The sequence below is a fragment of the Pseudomonas sp. AU12215 genome (assembly GCF_001675465.2).
Lineage (GTDB): Bacteria > Pseudomonadota > Gammaproteobacteria > Pseudomonadales > Pseudomonadaceae > Pseudomonas > Pseudomonas nitroreducens.
Genome location: NZ_MACM02000013.1, coordinates 1 through 20,029 on the forward strand (window position 1 = coordinate 1; position 20,029 = coordinate 20,029).

Below are 20,029 nucleotides of genomic sequence, written 5' to 3' on the forward strand. Positions count from 1 at the left end.
CTGGTGCACAACGCTTACCGGATCAATCTGAAGGGGGAATCAATGCGCAAACGGACGCAGAAATTGACGACGCCAGCCAACCCGGACTAACAATGCCACCCCTGCGTCGCTGCGCTCCGACTGCCTGTCCGAATGAGCGTGGAACAGGTGTCCGGATCAGCGTGGGCTGAGTGTCCGAATGGCGTGGAATCCGCAGCAAGCTTTCGAAATTGCTCGAAATGGCCGCGACGTGGCGCCGGGATACCAGGCCGCCGCTGTATGGATTCAGAAAAGAAACCTTGGAATGAGTACAGAAAATGCTTCGATCGATTGCAGCGCTTGGTAAGGCCTTGAAGCCAGGTCTAATAGTCCTGGGTGTGACACTCGTGTCCTACTGGCTGCTAAGGGTGCTGATGCCCGAGAAGTCTCTCGCTGCGCCTTTGGTCTATGCGATCGGGATTTTGTTGAGCGTTGTCATGCTGATCAAGGGCTTTAGTGCCTGGTTTGAGAGGCTAGGAACTAGCGTCGACAGCCCCGATGCAAGGGCACGGTTTATCAAGTACCTAGATCAGGTCAGCAGTGGAGTTGTTCCTCCCGCATCAGCAGAGTTCTCCGCCAACGCTGAGCAGATGAAGGGGAGGGAACTGCCTGATTCTTTTGATGGGTGCTGGGCTTTCGACCTCTCCGTAGGCAAATTCCCTGCCTACGATATCGAAGGGTATCTGTTGCTAAGCGAGCAGCAATTGTGCCTGGGCCTCATTGGAGGGGTGAAAGGTGGCTGGCATGAGACGAGGCATGCTTACGCCCCATGCGAGAGGGAGGGGAGTACCCTTACGGTAATTTCGTCCTTCGGCAGCCTAGATTGGCTCCCGCCAGGGAGCCAACTTACTATCGATTATGACGGTGGGGAGATGGCACAACTCACTTCCAGAGCTGTTGTTGCGCGCATGAAGCGCTCATCGGTACCGGAATCGCTGAAGCGATTCATTCCGACATTGAGTGCGCCCTAAGAGAGTAGGGCGCTGGCCCCAAGACGTACGAGTCGGCCAGTCACACCGTGGTTGGCCGTTATCTCGACTGGTCCATAGGTTAAGAGCCTTTTTACTTCCGAATGAAGGCACCCGCTGGGTTGTCGGCCTTTGGAGACGAGCTGACCATCTGGATAGACAAACACGGTCAGCCCGCAGGGGAATGCCGCACGAACCTCACGAAGAATCTTCGTCTTTGCAGCGATGGCAATCAGGCTGTCCAGCTCCGATTGATTCTCACGCCTCATTGGGATGTACCTCAGGGTTAGCACGTCCAACATCTTCAGGGGACAGATCGCCGACGTTACTCCGGCTGAGGAAGTACAACGGGACGATCAGCCCGATGTAGCAAGCTGTTTGGAGCGCAACTACGTGGTCGACGTCGTTAAGCACTCCAAACGCACAAACAATGAGCCCGGCGATTGAAAGCAGAATGAGAAGAGCGGTCAGGCAGACTGCGATGATGTAGCGGACCATAGGCACCTCCTTGAGTGGTTAGCGCCAGGCTACTGGGTTTCTCAAAACTGCAAGCCCTTCTCAACGGTGGTAGCGATCATCTCCACCAGTGCGCGCCTTTCCTCTTCGTCGAAGACCTCTTTCGCAAAGGTTCGGAACACGAGAAAGCCATTTGCAGTCAGCAAGTTCTGTCTCTTTCTGTCCTTTTTGAAGGCGTCTAGGCTCTTGTGGAAGCGGTAGCCATCCATCTCCACGATCACACAGGGGGGGATGAAAATATCTGCTCTGATACGCCGTCCAGGGATGAGGTCTTTCACCTCCCATTGGGGGCGACCAGGGAGGCGATGGCATAGGGCATTGAAGAGAATTCGCTGCGGAGAGGTTTCAGCGTTAACGTCGCCTGCATTGCTTGAGCGGGATGCTGGTGCTGGGCGCTGAGTGCTGCCAAGGTTAGCCAGCCGATCGTTTTTACCGGCTTTGATCTCCTTGGCGGTAGCTTCATCAATGAAGCGTCGCTTGAGTGCTTCGTCGGCGGAGATGCGGAGGGACATATCAGTTCCTGGTGGTTTCATTGCCTCTTTGGTAACACCGGAACTGGAAAGCGCAACTTGTGGGTAGGGGATAGGCCGGCAAGATTTCTGCCGGCCTCGGTGCTTGCTTAATTCACCGCATCTTTCAGGGCCTTGCCTGCCTTGAAGCCCGGAATTTTTGCTGCATCGATGCTGATCGGCTTGCCGGTCTGCGGATTGCGCCCTTCACGAGCAGCTCGCTCTTTAACCGCGAAGCTGCCGAAGCCAACCAGGGTAACCTGGTCACCAGCTGCCAGGGCTTCGGTAATGCTCTGCACCACAGCGTTGACGGCTTTGGTGGCGTCTGCCTTGCTGAGTTGGGTCTTGTCGGCAACGGAGTTGATGAGGTCTTCTTTGTTCATATTTCCTGTTTCTCCTGAGGTTTCCTGCAGATGCAGGGGCATTGAAACGCTACCACTTACTTAGAAAGTGCAAGTCAGCACGACCGATGAGGGGGGCGAAGTGAGAACTGGCCCAGCAGCTCACCATACTCACGGTTCGCATCACTGAGTGTTTCGTATTCCTTGGTTGTTGGCTGAGCGCCGTAGATCAGCTTGTTATTCAGTCTTTCAAGCAGAGCTGTCAGATCAATCAGTCTCTGCATTTTCGCGGCGACTTCAGCAGGAATACTTTCGCTTTGCATATGAACTAGCCTGGCCTAGGCGGTAAATGGTGGTGGTGAAGTGGAGAGTATTCGGTAACCCCTAGCGTGTCCTTTCAGTTGAGCCCCACAAGTGGGCTCAACTGGCCTGAGCTTTCTCCAGCACGGGCTTGCCATTGTCATCCTCATACGTGGCTTTGCATTTAGGGTATCCCGTGCACCCCCAGAATGGACCTCTAGCCCCCGGACGTAAGGCTAGTTTCTTCTTTTTGCATTTGGGGCAGTTTTCTTCTGATAGGACCCGTTCAGGCTTGTCGCCGTCCTCGCTATCCTTCGTCCGGATCGTGTCGAGGTCTGGCTCCGGATCCTTGCCTTTCGCTTTGACTTCTCTGCAAGTCGCGGTGCATTCAGGGTAGTTGGTGCATCCCCAAAAGTAAGAGCCAGAGCTGCCCTTTCTGCGCAGTCGTCCCTTTTTGCAGATTGGACATTCAACCAGGTGACCGAACAGTTCCGTGCTTGCGGCCGCACTGCTCTCCAGTGCCGCGGTGTCCGCTTTTACACGGTTCACCTCCTGCTCGAGGATGTTGTACTGGTATGAGACGACAGTCTTGAAGTTGGTCTGTCCTGCCGCGATTTTGTCCAGGCCTCCTTCGATGATCCTCGTGAACTCCAATTCGACGAAGCTAAACCGGCCGTGCAGCAAGTCGATCACGAAGCAGCCCAAGGGTAGGGCGATGATCTTCCTGCTTTGAGCGCCCACGTAGCTTTTGGAAAAGAGTGTTTGGATGATCGCGCCGTAGGTCGACGGCCTTCCGACGCCAGCTGCCTCAAGTGCTTTAACCAGTGATGCCTCAGTGAAGCGTGGTGGTGGCTTCGTAGTGGACGTGATCTGATCGACCTTGTTGCAGGTCAGCTGTTGGTTTTCTGAGAGTGGCGGCAGATCTGCGAGGTCGGATTCATCTTGATCATCACTGTCCTCAGATTTTTCTTCTGTCGCGTCGTCTGCGGTAAGCGCCAGCCAACCAGGGGAGAGCAGACGGCGGCCTTTAGCCAAGAATTGGAGGTGCTGGTCTCTGACTTTGACCTGGCTTAGAAGCAGGACCTGCGTGGCGAAGTAGACTGCCGGCTGCATTTGGGAGGCAATGGCTCGCTCCCAAATGAGCTTGTAGAGCTTGGCCATCTCAGTTCCTTCGCTGAGCTCACTGGGCATTTTATCGGCGATGACAGTTGGTCTGATGGCCTCGTGAGCTTCCTGTGCGTTCTCTTTCGACTCCCAGGTATGGGGGGCCTCAGGCACCTCAAAACCGTTTGCAGTAAGCCACTGTCGAATCTCCTCAACAGGTTCGGCATCTAAATTCTGCGAGTCCGTGCGGTGATAGGTGATTAAGCCCGCATCGAAAAGCTTCTGCGCATTGCTCATCGTCGTGTTGACGCTGAAACCGAGCTTTACGCTCGCCGCTTGCTGAAGGGTCGACGTGGTGAAGGCTGCAGGGGGCTTCCTTTGCTTTTCTTTCCCTTCAACTCTGTAGATCATGAAAACCGGTTGTTGCTGCACCATGCCGGCGATCGCCTGAACTGTGGCCTGGTCAGTGAAAATATCGGTCTTCTCCACGCCGAACGTTTCTTGCAGCGGTTTGTGCAGCCATACAGCAGACCAGGTGCCACCTGCCGGGTTGGGGAAGGAGACCTTGAGCTTAAAGTGATCGACAGGTTGGAAGCCCGTGATTGCCCTTTCGCGTTGCACGACTAGGAGTAAGGCTGTGCTCTGTACCCGGCCTGCAGAAAGCGGTAATGGTGAATTGGCGAGAATGGTGAGAAGGGGCGAAACGAGGTATCCGATCAGCCGGTCGAGTACGCGCCTTCCTTCTTGGGCGGCAACGAGCTTGTAATCAATGTCTCCGGCATTCTTGATGGCTTCAAAGATTGCCTTTTTGGTCACGGCATTGAACTTAATACGCTTGTAATTTTTCGGTTTGAGCACCTGCTCTAGATGCCACGCAATCGCCTCTCCCTCTCGATCTAGGTCGGTGGCGAGATAGACCATGGCGGCCTCTTTAACCAGTTTCTTAAGCCTGTTGACCGTCTGGGCCTTGTCATCGTTGATCACATACTGCGGTCTAAAATCAGGCGCTTGGACGCCGATCTCGCGTTTCGGTAGATCCCGGATGTGGCCGACGGATGCAGCAACCACAAAGTCGGCCCCCAGGAAGGCTTGAATTTTCTTGGCTTTAGTAGCCGACTCAACAATTAAAAGCGTTTTGGACATGAGCACCTCTCTGCTTGGAAAGATGCCACCAAAGCCAAGTTGCAGGCGGTAAGTTCGCTCCCTCCTTGGGCCATTCACCCGCGGGCGATTAGGCTGCCGTCCCCAGCATTCAGAACTGCTCTGACATGGAACCGTTCGTGATCCCGCTCGCCTTGCTTCGCACTCGCAATCATTGCCGCATCCGCTGCGTCTGCTAATCCCAGCGCCACCATTACTTCGCACGACCCAAGCTTTGCGAGCTCTGTTGCCGAAACGGACATTGCATGGCGTCGGCCTTTTCGTTGACTACTCATCGTTGGTCTCCTGTACACACCTCGATCATCGCATGTACGTCAGAAGTGCAAGTGCAAGTGCAAGTGCATGACCACAACGCTGTCTTAAGCCATTCCTCGCCGGGTTGCATATTTGGAAGAGCGGGTAATGTAAGCGCATGGAAATAGATATTGCAGGTTCGAAATGACCAGAGCAGCAGCTTGGCGCGAGGCATTGCCGGCAGCCCTTCAAGGGGCTCGGTTAGTCCTGTCTGAGTCGGAGCTGTCGACCGACGTGCCGGTACCGATCCACGGCCGGGGAGACCAGGTCTTCCTCGCCAATGGATGGCTGGTGCCTGTTGATACGAAGCGCAGAAGTAAGCCGGCTGTATACCTGAAAGACATCATTCAGTTGTCGGCATACGGGTTCATTCTCGCGCGGGCTTCCAGATCGCTATTTGGGCAAAACTACCCGGTCGCTAGTCATGGTTTCATTCGGGCAGTGGTGGGGCGTGATGTCACCTACATTCCAGTGAAGCTTCTGAGCAGCACCCAGGTCATCGCGCTGTGGAATCGTTACTGGGAGCTCAAGAGGAAAGAGGCTAAGCCGCGGCTTCCTGAGCCCTTCAAATGCGTCAAATGCCCCAAGAAGGCCAATTGTCCGGTTGGGAAGAGACGATAAAAAAGGCAGCCCCTGGGCTGCCTTTTCTCTTCTAGCGCACTGTTAACCTGTCTTGCGTGCGGTTCCGATCTGAATGACTTCGGCCTTCGCCGCACCGGCTGGACTCTGGGTGCTGGCGCCATCAGCACCATCGCTGTCAGTGTTCGAAGGTACTTCGCTGACCTCTTTGAGGGTTTTGGCCATGGTCATGAACTGCTCGTACAGTTCCAGAGGAAGCTTGAGGTCTACAACCCCGGCCTCGGAATCCACTTTGGCGCTGCCTTCGAACACATCATGGATTGAGCGAACGCTGGTCGACATGCTCGAAACCATTTTTTTGGTGATTCGAGGTGCAGGAACAGCAATGTGCTTGGTCGAAACCTTGATGGGCGCCGTCTTGCTGGGATCCTGCTCAAGAAGCTCTTCGTGCAGCTTCTTCTGTTTCTCGTACGCCTCGTCGATATAGTCGACGGCTTTTTCGCCGTAGCGGGCGAACATCTTGGAGGCCATGTCAGGACTGATCACGTCTTGGCTGATCAGGTCCTGCAGACGCTCTGGAAGCGTGAGCAATCGAATTGTTTCGCGGACATGGGTGTCAGTCTTGCAGATGTGCTTCCCGATCTTCTGGTCAGTCCAGCCCAGATCTCGAAGTCGCTTGTAGCCACGAGCACGCTGCATCAGCGTGAGCTTTAGCTGTTGGTTGGAGGTGAGAATTCTGAGCGATGAGGCTTCGGCAGACCCAGACAACTCGATTACGGGAATGCGCTTGATTGCTGCGCCTTCTTCAATGGCTAAGCGAGCAGCTCGAAGGCGGCAGTGGCCATCTCTCACGAAGCAGCGGCCATTTTCAATCTTCACTTCCAGGGGAGGGAGCTGCGTGCCATTTTTCCAGGCTTCTTTCAGGCTCTGGATGTGAGCGACGGTATCGGGGCGGCTGTACTCGCGAAGGTTGAAGCCGTCTTCCTCTTCCAGGACGTCAGGGGAAAGCCACAGGAGGCTGGTCTCACCAACCAGGCTCTCGTCCTGAGTTTTCAGGGACTCACAAAGGGTGTGGAGGTCGTTTATCTGGCTTTCGCCCTTGGGCAGCTCGGCATCGTCGTCGTGCTGTGCGTAATCGAAGTCCTGGTCGTGCATCTTTGCCCCCGTCGTCGAGCTACTGGCCAAGCTAGCCAGAAAAGGATTGGTTAGTGATTACTCGGCCGGCCCTCCAGGAAATGGAGTAAACAGCCTGCCACTGGTCGGGGAACAAGTTACACGCTTTGCCAGAACTGCAATCCCGAGTCCGACCCTGAATAGGTAGCCAATTGACACCATTTGCATGGCTGACCTTCGTATGGTGGCGGTGTGATTTAGAGGAGCCATCCCAATGGGCAACAACACCGCTAACCGGCCGCAGAGAAAGCGCCGGCATTTAGCCACTCGCAGCTCGCTCGATAGCGCTGAAATGGCGATCGTTGACGGTCGTCGCACCATTGGTGAGATTTCTGCAATGGTAGAGATGGAGGGCGGGAAGGGCGGGCCTTTCGACGATCCTTTCCCGGATGATGTTCTTGAGGTTGCTCAACCTGCACCTCTGACAGTTGGCGCAGAGTGCAGAGCTATGTTTGGCATGAACCTCGGTCCGCTCATGGCGTGCATTGGTTGCTTAGGAAGCATTGCCGGCGTGATATTGGGCTTCATGCTGGATGGCACGCCACTGCAACAAAGTGTCACCGCAATCATTGGTTCTCTGTTTTAGCTAGATTTCTATCGCCCACAAAAAAGCCCCCATCGGGGGCTTTGCTTTTCTTACTTCTGCCGCATGCAGCGATCGCGAAGATTGGCCGGGATTCCGTTCGGGCCACCCAGCGCAACGAGCTCCCACTCGCGCTCTGTCATGGCCATGCCGCCGCCACTGCAAAACTTGCGATAGGCCCGCTGATATTCGTCGTCAGTGGCATTTAGAGCTGCCAGTCGAGAGCTGTTGTTGATCTGCGCTTCAGGTGCCGCAGGGGCTGATTCGATGGCTGTGAAAATGGCCTTGTTCATACCCTGGTTTAGCGCTGTGACTACGACGCCATCAGGAGCTTTGGGCTGTGGCCAGTCGCTCAGCTTGCCTTGCGTGGTCATGAGAACGTCTTCGCTACCCATGACATGCTGGTAGGTGGGCTTCCGCAGGGCTGCGCCACCGCGGCCGTCATGCCCCCAACTTGCGTAGAACTCATGCGCGAGTCGCTGAGGCACTTGGACATGGGTTTCCACGTCTACGTCTTTCTGATGCTTGCTGCTTGTGCAGCCGGCTGAAGCGACTGCAACTGCAGTTGCGAGTATGAAAAGCAGGTGACGGTTCATAGACCCTCCAGTTTGATCTGAGGGTAATGCTACGCAGCGCGTTCATCCTTAAAAGCTTAGTCCGATCCCATAAGTGGGTTGGATTGCCAAAATTACTGGCTCGCGGTTGCTCACAATCTCCACATCCAGGAGGCTGTATGCTCGCGAATGCACTTCGAAATCTCTTCTCGTTTAAGCGCCCACCAGGCCCAGGTGTAGTCCGGCCTGTGGGTGGCGGGGATCATCCCTCCCCAAAGTCGTTGACTCCTGACCTCATCAAGAAGCTCGAGGAGGGTGATGAAGATGCTCTCCGCTATCCACCCTACATCCGTGGCTACCCGGCCTTCATTGGTGGCCATGTCCTGCTCGACTACCACAAAGAAAAAGTCGGGCAAATAGCTTCAGGCATTGGCTTGCCGCCGAGTCAGTTCAACAAACTGATTCTTCCGGTGCTGGTTAGCTATGCCAACTTCGTTCATCTGGTTCCTGCATCGCAGAATCACCATCATCGTGCATGGGGTGGTCTTCTTGCGCACGGCTTGGAGGTGGCGCTGCTGGCGCTTAACTCTTGCCAGGTCACCTCGTTCGATCATGGTCGTGTTCCGCAGGAACGGACTCGACGCAAAGAACGCTGGTATGCGGCCGCGGTCTTCGCCTCTTTGCTGCACGATACGGGAAAGCCGCTTTCTGACTTCCGTGTAACGGATGCCACTGGTGAGCGCTTCTGGAAACCAGTATCCAAGAGCATTCCTGATTGGGCGGCTGAGCACGGTATTGAACGGTACTACCTCCATTGGAATCCTGGTCGCCACGAGCGGCATAAAAATCTGTCGATCACCATGGTTGACAGGATTCTCCATCCCGAAGTGCGTGAATGGCTCATGGATGGCGGCCAAGACCTCTACACGGCGATGGTCGCTGCCATCACTGGGGACGATGAAAAAAGCGCGCTCACAGGCATTGTGATCAAGGCGGATTCCGCCTCGGTTCAACTAGATCTGAAGAAGCGCGGTGGCGACCCTGCTGGTACAGCAGCAGGAGGAACAGGTGTTCCGATTGCAAGCCATGTAATCAGCGCAATGCGGTTGCTCCGCCAAAATGGTGTTTGGAAGGCTAATGGCAAAGGCGATCGAATCTGGTCAACCACCCAAGGCATCTTTATCGCCTGGAATTCCGCTGCCGCTGAGGTGGTTGAGAAAATGCTTGCGGACGGTCTCAAGGCTTTCCCGCGGAGTGCTGATTCCCTGGGGGAAATTCTAGCGGACCACGACGTTTTCGAGCGTAATCCCAACGGCTCTATCTACTGGAAAGTCGCGCCAGACGTCCTCTCTGAGGGCAAGGAGAAGATACTTCGTCTCCAATGCATCAAGCTGTCTTCTCCATCGACACTCTACCCCTACGATCCGCTGCCACCCTCTGTGGCCGTCATAATCGGCGATGAGAAAACAGCCGTTCGATATGACCCTGCCAATGGGGCAATGGGTGTGCCTGTGGGCGAAGGGGCGCAAGAGTCCCAGAGCCAGGGAATCGAGCTTGCTGGCGCTGAGTTGCCGATGCAGGCAGGTGATGAGTTCAAACCGATGTTTGATCTCGAGGGTGGGTCTCCTCCCGCTTCGGCACCGCAGCCCTCTGGTCAAAACTCGAAATTCTCAGCTCCCACGCTTATGTCTTCGCCGGCACCTGCTGACAACAGCAAGAAAGCTGCCGCGCCTGCAGCGCCGTCGCTGGCGCCCGATACGTCGGCGCAAAAAAGACCTGGCCTGGTAATTGGTGCGCCTCCGCCACCACAGCCCCAGGTTGCGCTAGGAGTAACCGACTCCAAGCAGAAGCCTGCCACGGCGGGAACTGACCTGTTTGCGGGCGTGAAAGTCGGTATCGATATTTCGGCCCTTGAGGATGAAGTAGAGCCGTCAGCTCAGAAGCCTACCTGGGATGATCCGTTTGCCGCCCCCGATGCGCAGTTGGACGGCGATCCCTTTGCTATTAAGCAGAGCCAGACGCCTCAACCGAAAAAAGAGGTTGTCCAACCCGACGCGGAACCGTCGAGCTTAATCGATGTGGCCAAAGGCGAGTCACCGCGCCCCAATGCACCTCGACAGGAAGCTAAGTCTCCGAAGTTGCAGGTGATAAAACAGAACCCTGCACCAGCTTTGCAGGTGGGATTGGAATCTCGCGCGCCTCACGAAGCAAACCTGGTGGTCCCGGCGTTTCCTGCGGAAGTGGTGGAAGGTATCAGCGGTGAAGGTTTCGAGACGATCGATATCACCTCTGATTTTGATCCTGAAGTCCTTGAACTCACCGGCATCGAAAAGGCCTTTGCTGATGTGCCTGTCAAAGCAGCAGTGGTAGCTGACGAAGATACTTCGGACAGCTCAGGGCCTGCCGTCATTCAACCTCCGCTGATCTCCACCTTGCCTAAAGAGCCAAGGGGCGAGTCGACCCGTAAGGGTGGGTACACCCCGCCGCCTCCCGGAGCTTTTGAGGAAGCATTTAGGTTTGACGCCGAACATTCAGTTCTGGATGAGTTCGATGTGCCTGACCTTCCCATTGATAACCCGTTGGGAATTTCTGCACCTGCTGAATTCGCCGACCTGGACGTCTCTTCCTTTGCGGTCCAAGAAGCGCCACAGCCCGTATCCCTTGAGGGCTATGACCTTCCTACTCTGGATTCAAATGTCTTCCTTGGAGGCATCCCCTCACAGCCCATCTTGCAGATGGGGGATCTGGAAGATCTGGAATGCATGGATGCTGATGATGAACACGCTGATGCTGAAGAAGCTTCTCACCAGGCAGGTGTGACGAGTACGGATGCATCCCCAAGTGCCAAGAAAAGACGCAAACGGAAGAAGCGGAAGAGTGGGGTAATTGCCCCAATGCCGGAGACTAACCTCGGTACACCTCTTATCACCGGCCCAGTTCCAGGGATCCAGATAGGGCCTGTTCGTAAGCCTACCGCCCAGCCGGCGCTTCTTCCGGCAGAGCCCGCCGTGCCCGCCGTGCCTTCAGCTGAGACTGAAAAACCAGTAGAGCAGACTTTCAGCGAGCCTCTTGTTGGCGACTACATGGCTTACCTGGGGCGCCACCCAGATTTGGCTGAGAAGTTCCTTTGGTACACCCGAAACGTCGATGAAGGGGTGAGGGTATTCAAGCGACACCAGTTGCTTTTCCTATTCAGGGAAGGTGGCTTCATGCCTGGTGATGAGGAAGCGCTAAACGAAGCGCGTTGGCTGTGGTTCGACATCACTGCCCCTGGGCGGCTTGTGTTTGGAGTCGTTGGCGACAAGGGCGTTGTTCTGGCGCCTTACTTAGTTGATGCACTGGCGGCCATCTGTGGCGCTGAGTTCAAAGTCGCAATTAGCAAGCCTGCTTCCTCGCTGACGTCCGATGAGATGGCAAGGCTTGCAAGAACAGCGCTCGAAAAAGTCCCAGTAAACACAGACACGTACGGGGTGCCCGTGGCGGTACTAACGCCCAGGCTGATTTCTGCGTTGGTAAGTGACCTGGGAGTCCGAGAATCGGACCTGATTAGGGCGCTAATTGAGACCCAGCAGATATCACTAGACCGTAAGAATTATGTCGTCAGCGTTGAAGCAAAGGCAGTGACCTATGAGTGAGTGGAACTATGAAATGCCCTGGCGGCCGAATTTCGAAGCCTACGAAATTGCCGGATGGACCTTGGGCATGGGGGCGACGTCTGCAGTCCACTTGTTGTCATCTCTGCCAGCGCAGCCCTTTTATATCACTCTCGCTGTTATGGGCGGCTTTACACTCCGGCGTTTGCCTGCTGCTATCCACCTTTACAAAATCCGCCAAGGCCTGACTGCTAAGAATGCAGTCATTATGGGCCAGGATGAGCTCATTGAGCGCATGCTCGAAAAAAGAGACATGATGTACTTGGGTGTCGGCTTTGAATGGGGGCAATCAGAAGCGCAGCAAGTATTTGAGTTGCTAAAACGCGATATCACCAAGCTGATGCCAAAAGTTCCGGATGGGTTCATGGGGGCGCCATGGATTCACGGAATTTCAATGCAGAAAGATGCGCCTATTGGTCTGCCGCATCAACTATCTTCGCTTCATACTCTGATTGTGGGCACTACAGGTAGCGGTAAGACCCGCTTATTCGATTTGCTAATTAGCCAGGCCATCCTCCGCGGAGAGTCGGTAATTATATTAGACCCGAAAGGCGATAAAGAACTTGCTGAAAACGCACGGCGTGCCTGTGAGCTTTCAGGGCATCCGCATAGATTTAAATATTTCCACCCGGCATTCCCTGATAAGAGTGTCCGCATCTCACCAACGAAGAACTTTGGCAGGCCAACTGAAGTTGCTGCGCGTATTGCGGCTCTAATGAAATCTGAAGGCGGAGACCCGTTCCAGGCTTACGCAAACATGGCGCTGAACAACGTCATTCAAGCGCTCTTGCTGTGCGGTGTTCTTCCTACGCTCGTAGAGTTGCGCCGTGCCCTTGAAATTGGATTGGCACCCTTGGTCATTAAAGCTATTACAGCCTACGGCAGTACTGTTCTTGATGACTTTATGGTTATTGCTCAAGCGCGGCTCAAAACAGCAAAGGATGACGAGGCTAAAGCAAAGGCACTGGTTCAACTCTATCGTTCCGATATCGTCCCGGTTAAGCCATCTTCTGACCTTGAAGGTGTAATCGGTATGTTCGACCACGACCGTGCACACTTCGGGAAGATGATTGCATCTCTGATTCCTGTCTTGAACATGCTTACCGCCGGTCACATGGGCCCGCTGTTGTCCCCAATGGATGACCCGAATGATGATCGCGAGATTACAGACTCGAGCAAGATCATCGCAGGCAAACAAGTTCTTTATATGGGCCTCGACTCTTTGAGCGACGCAATGGTTGGTTCTGCAATTGGCAGTATCTTCCTGGCAGATCTGGCAGCTGTTGGTGGTGAGCGTTACAACTTCGGCCCTGAAGTTCCTGATCGCGTGAATATCTTCGTCGATGAGGCTGCAGAGACTGTAAACGATCAACTAATTCAGCTGCTCAACAAAGGCCGTGGCGCGGGTATGGCTCTGTATGTGGCCACCCAGACTATCGCTGACTTTGAGGCAAGGATGGGGTCGCTGGCTAAAGCACGCCAGGTCTTGGGTAACACCAACCATACAATTGCTCTGCGCCTAACGGACCCAGACACTCAGAAATTTATTGCCGAGAAGATTCCGCCCACGTACTTCAAATACGTCATGCGAACCCAGGGCAACACAACAAAAGATGATCCCCATATGCACTCGCTCAACGTTGGTGAGCGCCTTATGGATGAAGAGGGTGAGCTGTTCCCCTCGCAGTTGCTCGGTTCACTTCCCAACCTGGAGTTTCTGGCCATCTTGGCTGGCGGCAAGGTCTACAAAGGGAAGATACCGGTTCTCAAAAAACCAAAGAATTTCAAAAAGGCCGTCCAGCGGGCGGGTCTCTTATTATCTGAGGCTGCATAATTTTGCGTAATCGTGACGAACAACTTACTCGCTACTTCAAGGACGATGAGAAAGCAAAGATCATCCTCCATATTCTTGAGACTGACTGGCCTACAGCTATGCAAGTTGTGCCAAGGGCGCTGCAATATATGCGCACGGGAGAAAATGTTGCACACGGGGAGAAGATCCTTCGGGCCTCCCTGGCTGCGTACAACGCGGCACTTGGCTCGCCGGATCAGGTAAGGCTTAAGGCTTTCCTGGACCCGCTGATCGATGGGCTGTCGAGCCTAATCCTCGCCTCGCCCCCAGAGGGTGGCGCCGTGGAAATGATCTTCGACTCCCTCGCTGGCCGCGGTACCGAGGGCCAGAAAGCGGCTGTGCGCCGGAGGATCGAAGATTTGCTTCTGCCCGAAGATACTTCGTTGGGCCGGGTCTGGAAGTCTATAAAGGCAAGAGGTGTGTAATGGCAGATTTTGAAGAGAAGATGCCCTCAGGGCTGTGGGGGACAATTGTCTTTCTCTTTATCGAGATCATCCTCATCGTTTGTTTGGTTCCAAATGCATTCATCGACAAATCGATCCTGAAAGAGCAGGAGTGGGGTGAGATCCTCATGGGGAAAGATTCCCATGACCTGTTGATCGAAAGCACCAATTCGCTCTACACCGACCTCATGTTGAATAGTGGTGTCAACGAGACTGTAAAGTTCTTCTTTATCCCAACAGCGGAAGAGCGGGAGCGGTCGAAGGGGTGGGAGAACCTTGGCGACCTTTGGTTTAGCTTCATCAGCGCTCGTGGCGAAGCTCTTACAAAGGTCATTTATCACATCTATTACAGAATGCTCCTGTTGTTTATGTGGGTTCCGTACATGGTTGTGATGTTGGTTCCTTCGATTTTCGGTGGGTACATGACATGGCACAAGAAAAGGTACTCTTTTGCCCACTCGTCACCATTCCTGAACACTCATAGCTCCAGGTTGATTTGGTTTTCGGTCATTGGTGTGATGGTGAGCTTCATTGCGCCGTTGCCCATCCCGCCGATGATCATCCCGCTGATTGTCATCCTTCTGATTCCGATCGCCTCGACTCTCCTAATCGGGAACCTTCCTAAGCGTCTGTAACGAAGCTGCAGGGCCCCTCGGGGCCCTCGTGTTTGACCCTCCAAACGGTACGAACTGACCACTATCGGGTTGCAAAGTTGAGCACCATCTCCTCATCGATATGAGGTGCTCGATGGACAACGTTAAGAAAAGTGGATTCCCCTGGGCAGCGTTAGGACTGGCTGTATCGCTCCTTGCGGTCACGTCTTCGTGGCTGCTGTGGCAGGAGCTGAAGACTACAAAGGCTCTCGTCTCCCAGTTGAATAGCACAGCGGCCGGTATCAAGCCCTGGGCATTCAGTCAGCGCGAGTTGCGTACGGCCCTTGAAGACGTAAAACACGTTGCGGCAGTCGAAGGATCTTCGTCGGAATTGGCCAAGACGGCGCCGAAGATGGAAGCCGTCGAGCGCCGATACGGTGATCCTGAGGCGCAGTTCGAAATTGTGGAGTTCAGCGACTTCGAGTGCACTTACTGCAAAAGTTTCTTCCCAGTACCCAAAGCCTTAGTAGACGGCTCTCGGGGCAATATTTCTCTGTTGTTCAAGCATGTTCCGGTTCATGGAGATGCATCTAGACGCGAAGCATACGCAGCAGAGTGTGCTGGTGCCCAAGGTGGGAATGACGCTTTTTACCGTATGGCTGATGCCATCTTTCAATCTACCAGTAGCGGCGGTGCTGGAACCAACAAGCCGCTCAGCTCTATCGCAGAAGACCTCGGTTTGAATGGTCAGGAACTCGCGAGCTGCATTGATAGTAACTTCTTCGTTAAAAAGGTCAGAGCTGATTTTAAAGAGGCTGTTGACCTTGGTATCGATGTAACCCCCTCGACACTAATTAGGCACAAGCCCACCGGGCAAACTGTTCTTATTAAAGAAGCTGTAACGCCGGAGAGACTGCTGAGTGCTATGGGAAATCTTGTCAAGATGAAGGCTGATCAAAAATGAACCCTATTGAGATTCCGCAGCTTGTAGATGAGCCTCCTCATGTCCTCTTTTGGCAGTCTGATGAGGTTGCTCCAATCGGTATAGGCTTGGTATTCGGAATGTTCACCGGATATGCCGCAGTTATGACCCTCGGGGGTTTTCTGTTGGCAAGGTGGTATCGGAAATACCGCGATGACCATCCTGATGGCTTCATGGCCCACATGATTTATTGGTACGCCGGTATCGCCGGAACGTCCAAGGCCCGAAGCATCCCAAATCCATTCATTCGCGAATACAACTGAGATAAGCCATGAAGCTTAGTATCTTCAAACGCAATTTTAATGGAACGGTTAGCGAGAATAAGTTTCTGCGAATTTCTCTCGCGGGCTCGATTTTCGTCAACTTCATCCTGGCAATTTTCGTCGGTTCGAAAGATACCGTGGTGAGTATGACTCCTCCTACTTTGGTGGAGTCTGCATGGGTGAGTGCAAGCCAGGCTTCAGAGGAATATACCGAGTCTTGGGCTCTATACGTGGCCAATACCGTCGGCAACGTTACTCCCGGCAACTCCGCGATGATCCGGAAGACAATCGAGCCACTGCTTGACCCAAGCATCTATCAAGATGTGGTTAACAAAATTGAGTCTCAGGTACACGAGATTCGCCGGGATCGAGTGCGTATTTCTTTCGAGGCAAAAGAAATTCTTCGAGAGAAGAACAACCCTAACAAGTTCTTCGTGGTCGGTCGCTCGTTAATGGAAGGCCCTAATGGCAAGCCTGAGCGTGGCAATACGACTTATGAAGTTGATTTGGTTATCCGTAATTACAAGCCGATCATTACTTACCTGACCACATACGAGGGCAAGCCTCGTACTGAGGATGTTATTCGCCGTGTAGAGAAGACCCAAAATGCACGCAAGCGTATGGAAAAAGCCAACCATGAAAGCTAATACTCTTTTTTGTGCGCTCGCTCTGGCTGTCGGGTCTGTGAATGCTCACGCCAAAGAACTGGTCATTCCGCAGATGGCCACTGCCTCCAATAAGTCCGAGGTTGTTGTTCCTCAGAAAGAGGTAGATCCAAGCGAATACGGGCTCGTGGCAAGTACCAAAGCCCCGGAAAGTGAGTCGGTAGCACCAAAGCAGGCAAGCTCTGCGGGCGTGAAGCCGGCTACTGAGAAAAAGGAAATCCTTCAAGTGGAAGGTGGGGGCAGGGACAAAGACCTTCCAGCTGTTTCTGCCGACGTTGCCAAGACTCGTCTAGCGGATGAGTCTCAGCCCGTGGTTAGTTCTTATCAGGATGTCGTTGTTCAGCCGGGTGTTAACACAATTATTCCGGCGTCCATTAGCCATCTGAACCGCATCGTGACGCCGTTTGATAAGCCGATTGTGCAAACGGTTTCTTCCGCGGAGATTAAAACCGTTGAGAACGTCATCTACGTTTCTACTAAAGATGAGTCTCCTGTCACGATGTATATCACTCCCAAGGATGACGAGTCGGTTGCGATTAGCTTGACGCTCGCGCCTAGAAAAGTACCGCCTATCCAAGCGAACCTGATCATCGGGCAACCAATGTCTGGCCAAACTATGGCTGCTCCTGGGGCGGGCATGGGCGCCCGCTACTCCGGGCAGGCGAAGAAATGGGAAGAAGGGCAGCCATATGAAGAGGCAATTAAAGGCATCATGCGCGCTCTCGCGCTTGGAAAACTTCCGAAGGGCTTCTCGATCGGAAAGTTAGGTCGATTTGATTCCCTTCCTGCATGTGATCAGAGCGGCGTTACCTTCGACTTCTCTCGCTCGCAGGTGATTCTGGGGCACAACTTCCGAGTTGTTGTCGGTGTTGCTCAAAATGTTTCGTCTGCACCAGAAATGTTTGATGAGACTTCCTGCACTCACCCGAACCTTGCTGCAGTCGCTGCCTGGCCTGAAAACATGCTGGAGCCTGGTCAGAAGACGGAAGTTTACATCGTGACTCGAGTAGGCGAGGCGCCTGCGGAAGAGTCTTCTCGTCCGAGTCTTCTGAACTAATTGAGGCGAAATCATGATTAAAGATCTATTCAATCGTCTCGATCCCAAGCATCGCCGTTGGGTTGCAATCGGTGGTGGTGCATTTGTGGTTCTTAGCTTTGTGTATGTCCTTTCTGAGATGGGTGGAAAGGCTGAAAAGAGCACTTACCAAAAGAAGACCATTACCACCATCCTGACTGATAAAGATCCGCGCAAGGCGGGGATTGACTCGCTCGTCACTTCTACGCAGCAAAATGAGCGTGATATCCGTCTGATCAATCAGAACATGAAAACGTTGATGGAGCAGAGCTCGTCCCAGAAAGAGCTTAGCGGTCAGCTGAACGACATCAAAAAGAACTTGGACGGCTTCCAGGAGCAACTGAAGGCGGCCCAGGACAAATCTGCGGCAGTTGAGCAGCAGAATAAGTTGTTGGCTGAGGCGCTGGAAAAGGAGAAGAAGAACCCGGCAGCTAAGCCCGATGGTAAGTCGCCTGACGAGGTTAAGGCTGACGCAGAAAAGCGCGAAAAAGAGGCCTCGCGCTTCAACAGTGCTGCGGCGGACCCTAACAAGCACCAGGCTGCATTTTTTGCAAACGCTCCTCAGCCGGCAGTCGAGACAGCAAAGCCTGGGCAGGCGAAAAAGAAGGACGACAGGGTGGCTATCCGGACTATCGAGTCCACCCCTGTCGAAGATCCTTCGGCTAAGAAGGATCACGAAGACGAAGTGTACCTCCCGGCCGGCTCGATTCTCTCTGGGGCACTGATCACGGGTATCGATGCGCCTACCGGCAGTAACGCGCGCAAAGATCCTTTCCCAGTTCTGCTGCGCATCAAAAAGGAGGCCGTGTTGCCAAACCGGTTCCGTGCTGATGTGCGCGAATGTTTCCTTATCGCCAGCGCCTTTGGTGATCTGTCTTCCGAGCGTGCATACATGCGCGCAGAGACGATCTCCTGCGTTCGTGACGACGGCGGCGTCATTGAGAACGGAATGGATGCCTACGCAAGCGGTGAGGACGGTAAAGCTGGTGTGAGGGGGCGTCTTGTCTCCAAGCAGGGGGCAATCCTCGCTCGTTCCCTCATGGCTGGCTTCATGCAGGGTGTGTCTGAGGCCTTCAGTGTCCGCCAGGTGCCAAGCATCAACGTTACGGGTACCGGCAGTGGCAGCGGCAGCAGCGGCGTTATCGATCCTGTTTACCAGCAGGCCTTTAACTCCCAGGCGCTTCAAGGTGCTGCGATCGGCGGTACCGGTCGAGCGCTTGAGCGTATCGCTGACTTCTACCTCGAGATGGCAGAGAACCTTTATCCGGTTATCGAGGTTGATGCTGCCCGCGAAATCGACTTCGTCGTGAAGAAAGGCACGCAACTCAAGATCAAGAAGGCCGCGTAACAATTTCCGCTGACCGCTAAAAGGGGCGAATTGACCAATTCGCCCCTCACCAAAATTGAATACTGAGGCTATGAAAACTATGAATCCGAAGATTCTTCGTATCGCGCTGCTTGCCGGTCTAACGGCCAGCATGACTGGCTGTTCGTTTCTGCAGATCGGTGAGAGCGAGTACGGCTGTAAAGGGATGCCAAACGGCGTCACCTGTATGTCCGCGCGTGATGTTTACCAGCTGACCGAAAACGAAAATTTCCGTCAGGAAGTCGAAGCTCAGGCAAGCGTGAAAGGTGAGGGTGATGGTGGCAGCAAGCAGGCCGCTGAGCCATCTCCCGTGGCTCCTTCAGTCGTTGGCGGGGAGCGATATGTCGTTCCGCGTCCTGCAAGAAATCCCGTGCCGATTCGCTCGCAAGCAACAGTGATGCGAGTTTGGGTCGCTCCATGGGAGAACACTTCGGGCGATCTGATCGTCCCCGGCTTTATGTACACAGAGATCGAGCCTCGCCGTTGGGAAATTGGTGTTCCTGCCCCGCGTCCGACTCCTTCGATCCGCCCCCTCGAATCCCGAAAAACCCCTCCCGCACAGCAGGGCACTAGCCCTTCTGGCAATTGATGTCCCCAACCCGAGATCAGGAGATCTACATGAAAGACCAAACCCCACTCGCCGGTGAGTTCCAATCCCTGGAAGAGCAATCCACTCGCCGCCGTCAGGCTGCTCAAGCCATGCTGCTGCTCGGCGTCCTGTGCGCTGTTCAGGTAGCTGTGGCAGGCACTGGTGGTGATTCGTTCGACAGCATCTGGGTGACCCTCACCGACTGGATGCAAGGCACCCTGGGCCGCGTCGTGGCCGGTGCGATGGTGCTGGTAGGCATCGTCGGCGGCATCGTGCGCCAATCCATCATGTCCTTCGCTACCGGTGTTGGCGGCGGTGTCGGCCTGTACAACACCCCGACCATCATCGAGTCGATCATGACGGCGACCATCCAGATTCCGAACTGATTTCGCGTTGAACCAAGCCGGCCCAATGGCCGGCTTTTGGTCTTTCTTGGACTTTGCTTATG

At 54.3% G+C, this 20,029-nt stretch carries 21 protein-coding genes and 1 pseudogene; 15 read left to right on the plus strand and 7 right to left on the minus strand.

Going from position 1 to position 20,029, the window contains the following annotated elements; genetic code table 11:
- Window positions 1-90: pseudogene (locus A9513_RS36275) on the plus strand (ATP-binding protein); the annotation flags it as partial.
- A 206-nt stretch (window positions 91-296) separates the two neighbouring features.
- Window positions 297-989 carry a hypothetical protein gene (locus tag A9513_RS04300; protein WP_065327308.1) on the plus strand — a complete coding sequence of 231 codons (693 nt, stop codon included), beginning with the start codon at window positions 297-299 and terminating at the stop codon, window positions 987-989.
- Window positions 990-1,244: 255 nt separating this feature from the next.
- On the opposite strand, the gene A9513_RS04305 is transcribed toward A9513_RS04300, so the two are convergent.
- The 5 genes from A9513_RS04305 to topA all read right to left on the minus strand — a co-directional run bounded on the left by A9513_RS04305 (window position 1,245) and on the right by topA (window position 4,899).
- Complete coding sequence (locus A9513_RS04305) at window positions 1,245-1,484, minus strand: hypothetical protein (protein WP_065327309.1); 240 nt, start codon at window positions 1,482-1,484, stop codon at window positions 1,245-1,247.
- A 41-nt stretch (window positions 1,485-1,525) separates the two neighbouring features.
- Window positions 1,526-2,014, minus strand: coding sequence for a DUF559 domain-containing protein (locus A9513_RS04310; protein WP_065327310.1), 489 nt, complete (start codon window positions 2,012-2,014; stop codon window positions 1,526-1,528).
- A gap of 107 nt (window positions 2,015-2,121) precedes the next feature.
- Window positions 2,122-2,394: an HU family DNA-binding protein gene (locus tag A9513_RS04315; RefSeq protein WP_065327311.1), complete on the minus strand. Its 273-nt coding sequence runs from the start codon at window positions 2,392-2,394 to the stop codon at window positions 2,122-2,124.
- 74 nt (window positions 2,395-2,468) lie between these two features.
- Window positions 2,469-2,675 (minus strand): hypothetical protein, encoded by a 207-nt coding sequence (locus A9513_RS35380; RefSeq protein ID WP_141678336.1) that lies wholly within the window; start codon window positions 2,673-2,675, stop codon window positions 2,469-2,471.
- A gap of 97 nt (window positions 2,676-2,772) precedes the next feature.
- Complete coding sequence (gene topA, locus A9513_RS04320; protein ID WP_065327312.1) at window positions 2,773-4,899, minus strand: type I DNA topoisomerase; 2,127 nt, start codon at window positions 4,897-4,899, stop codon at window positions 2,773-2,775.
- Window positions 4,900-5,355: 456 nt separating this feature from the next.
- Here topA and A9513_RS04325 point away from each other — a divergent pair, with 456 nt between their 5' ends.
- Complete coding sequence (locus A9513_RS04325) at window positions 5,356-5,832, plus strand: hypothetical protein (protein WP_065327313.1); 477 nt, start codon at window positions 5,356-5,358, stop codon at window positions 5,830-5,832.
- A gap of 42 nt (window positions 5,833-5,874) precedes the next feature.
- Here the strand turns inward: A9513_RS04325 and A9513_RS04330 are convergent, their stop codons facing one another.
- Window positions 5,875-6,945 (minus strand): hypothetical protein, encoded by a 1,071-nt coding sequence (locus A9513_RS04330; protein WP_065327314.1) that lies wholly within the window; start codon window positions 6,943-6,945, stop codon window positions 5,875-5,877.
- Between the two features lie 232 nt (window positions 6,946-7,177).
- On the opposite strand from A9513_RS04330, the gene A9513_RS04335 reads away from it, so the two are divergent.
- Complete coding sequence (locus tag A9513_RS04335; RefSeq protein ID WP_065327315.1) at window positions 7,178-7,549, plus strand: hypothetical protein; 372 nt, start codon at window positions 7,178-7,180, stop codon at window positions 7,547-7,549.
- A gap of 50 nt (window positions 7,550-7,599) precedes the next feature.
- Here the strand turns inward: A9513_RS04335 and A9513_RS04340 are convergent, their stop codons facing one another.
- Window positions 7,600-8,142 (minus strand): hypothetical protein, encoded by a 543-nt coding sequence (locus A9513_RS04340; RefSeq protein ID WP_065327316.1) that lies wholly within the window; start codon window positions 8,140-8,142, stop codon window positions 7,600-7,602.
- Window positions 8,143-8,279: 137 nt separating this feature from the next.
- On the opposite strand from A9513_RS04340, the gene mobH reads away from it, so the two are divergent.
- The 11 genes from mobH to traA all read left to right on the plus strand — a co-directional run bounded on the left by mobH (window position 8,280) and on the right by traA (window position 19,967).
- The gene (gene mobH, locus A9513_RS04355; protein WP_176707213.1) at window positions 8,280-11,735 is read left to right on the plus strand and encodes a MobH family relaxase; all 3,456 of its coding nucleotides are present in this window, start codon (window positions 8,280-8,282) and stop codon (window positions 11,733-11,735) included.
- The gene (gene traD / locus A9513_RS04360) at window positions 11,728-13,587 is read left to right on the plus strand and encodes a conjugative transfer system coupling protein TraD (protein ID WP_065327320.1); all 1,860 of its coding nucleotides are present in this window, start codon (window positions 11,728-11,730) and stop codon (window positions 13,585-13,587) included. The genes mobH and traD overlap by 8 nt, the downstream gene beginning before the upstream one ends.
- 2 nt (window positions 13,588-13,589) lie before the next feature.
- The gene (locus A9513_RS04365; RefSeq protein WP_065327321.1) at window positions 13,590-14,030 is read left to right on the plus strand and encodes a hypothetical protein; all 441 of its coding nucleotides are present in this window, start codon (window positions 13,590-13,592) and stop codon (window positions 14,028-14,030) included.
- Window positions 14,030-14,683, plus strand: a complete 654-nt coding sequence (locus A9513_RS04370; protein WP_065327322.1) for a DUF4400 domain-containing protein — start codon at window positions 14,030-14,032, stop codon at window positions 14,681-14,683. Before A9513_RS04365 ends, A9513_RS04370 begins: the two co-directional genes overlap by 1 nt.
- A 112-nt stretch (window positions 14,684-14,795) precedes the next feature.
- Window positions 14,796-15,605 carry a thioredoxin domain-containing protein gene (locus A9513_RS04375; protein ID WP_065327323.1) on the plus strand — a complete coding sequence of 270 codons (810 nt, stop codon included), beginning with the start codon at window positions 14,796-14,798 and terminating at the stop codon, window positions 15,603-15,605.
- On the plus strand, window positions 15,602-15,886 hold the full coding sequence (traL, locus tag A9513_RS04380; RefSeq protein ID WP_065327324.1) for a type IV conjugative transfer system protein TraL: 285 nt from the start codon (window positions 15,602-15,604) through the stop codon (window positions 15,884-15,886). Before A9513_RS04375 ends, traL begins: the two co-directional genes overlap by 4 nt.
- 8 nt (window positions 15,887-15,894) lie before the next feature.
- Entirely contained in the window at window positions 15,895-16,533 is a 639-nt protein-coding gene (locus tag A9513_RS04385) for a TraE/TraK family type IV conjugative transfer system protein (protein WP_065327325.1), read from the plus strand.
- Complete coding sequence (locus A9513_RS04390; RefSeq protein ID WP_065327326.1) at window positions 16,523-17,608, plus strand: type-F conjugative transfer system secretin TraK; 1,086 nt, start codon at window positions 16,523-16,525, stop codon at window positions 17,606-17,608. The genes A9513_RS04385 and A9513_RS04390 overlap by 11 nt, the downstream gene beginning before the upstream one ends.
- Before the next feature lie 13 nt (window positions 17,609-17,621).
- Entirely contained in the window at window positions 17,622-18,974 is a 1,353-nt protein-coding gene (locus A9513_RS04395) for a TraB/VirB10 family protein (protein ID WP_065327327.1), read from the plus strand.
- A 79-nt stretch (window positions 18,975-19,053) separates the two neighbouring features.
- Window positions 19,054-19,581 (plus strand): type IV conjugative transfer system lipoprotein TraV, encoded by a 528-nt coding sequence (gene traV, locus A9513_RS34665; RefSeq protein ID WP_083195984.1) that lies wholly within the window; start codon window positions 19,054-19,056, stop codon window positions 19,579-19,581.
- A gap of 29 nt (window positions 19,582-19,610) precedes the next feature.
- Window positions 19,611-19,967 carry a TraA family conjugative transfer protein gene (gene traA / locus A9513_RS04400; protein ID WP_255302817.1) on the plus strand — a complete coding sequence of 119 codons (357 nt, stop codon included), beginning with the start codon at window positions 19,611-19,613 and terminating at the stop codon, window positions 19,965-19,967.
- The last annotated feature ends 62 nt before the right edge of the window (window positions 19,968-20,029 follow it).

Bases quoted from the DNA above. Each gene is read 5' to 3' on its own strand.
- A9513_RS04300 (WP_065327308.1), top strand. From the start codon at position 297: ATGCTTCGATCGATTGCAGCGCTTGGTAAGGCCTTGAAGCCAGGTCTA.
- A9513_RS04305 (WP_065327309.1), bottom strand. From the start codon at position 1,484: ATGGTCCGCTACATCATCGCAGTCTGCCTGACCGCTCTTCTCATTCTG.
- A9513_RS04310 (WP_065327310.1), bottom strand. From the start codon at position 2,014: ATGTCCCTCCGCATCTCCGCCGACGAAGCACTCAAGCGACGCTTCATT.
- A9513_RS04315 (WP_065327311.1), bottom strand. From the start codon at position 2,394: ATGAACAAAGAAGACCTCATCAACTCCGTTGCCGACAAGACCCAACTC.
- A9513_RS35380 (WP_141678336.1), bottom strand. From the start codon at position 2,675: ATGCAAAGCGAAAGTATTCCTGCTGAAGTCGCCGCGAAAATGCAGAGA.
- topA (WP_065327312.1), bottom strand. From the start codon at position 4,899: ATGTCCAAAACGCTTTTAATTGTTGAGTCGGCTACTAAAGCCAAGAAA.
- A9513_RS04325 (WP_065327313.1), top strand. From the start codon at position 5,356: ATGACCAGAGCAGCAGCTTGGCGCGAGGCATTGCCGGCAGCCCTTCAA.
- A9513_RS04330 (WP_065327314.1), bottom strand. From the start codon at position 6,945: ATGCACGACCAGGACTTCGATTACGCACAGCACGACGACGATGCCGAG.
- A9513_RS04335 (WP_065327315.1), top strand. From the start codon at position 7,178: ATGGGCAACAACACCGCTAACCGGCCGCAGAGAAAGCGCCGGCATTTA.
- A9513_RS04340 (WP_065327316.1), bottom strand. From the start codon at position 8,142: ATGAACCGTCACCTGCTTTTCATACTCGCAACTGCAGTTGCAGTCGCT.
- mobH (WP_176707213.1), top strand. From the start codon at position 8,280: ATGCTCGCGAATGCACTTCGAAATCTCTTCTCGTTTAAGCGCCCACCA.
- traD (WP_065327320.1), top strand. From the start codon at position 11,728: ATGAGTGAGTGGAACTATGAAATGCCCTGGCGGCCGAATTTCGAAGCC.
- A9513_RS04370 (WP_065327322.1), top strand. From the start codon at position 14,030: ATGGCAGATTTTGAAGAGAAGATGCCCTCAGGGCTGTGGGGGACAATT.
- A9513_RS04375 (WP_065327323.1), top strand. From the start codon at position 14,796: ATGGACAACGTTAAGAAAAGTGGATTCCCCTGGGCAGCGTTAGGACTG.
- traL (WP_065327324.1), top strand. From the start codon at position 15,602: ATGAACCCTATTGAGATTCCGCAGCTTGTAGATGAGCCTCCTCATGTC.
- A9513_RS04385 (WP_065327325.1), top strand. From the start codon at position 15,895: ATGAAGCTTAGTATCTTCAAACGCAATTTTAATGGAACGGTTAGCGAG.
- A9513_RS04390 (WP_065327326.1), top strand. From the start codon at position 16,523: ATGAAAGCTAATACTCTTTTTTGTGCGCTCGCTCTGGCTGTCGGGTCT.
- A9513_RS04395 (WP_065327327.1), top strand. From the start codon at position 17,622: ATGATTAAAGATCTATTCAATCGTCTCGATCCCAAGCATCGCCGTTGG.
- traV (WP_083195984.1), top strand. From the start codon at position 19,054: ATGAATCCGAAGATTCTTCGTATCGCGCTGCTTGCCGGTCTAACGGCC.
- traA (WP_255302817.1), top strand. From the start codon at position 19,611: ATGAAAGACCAAACCCCACTCGCCGGTGAGTTCCAATCCCTGGAAGAG.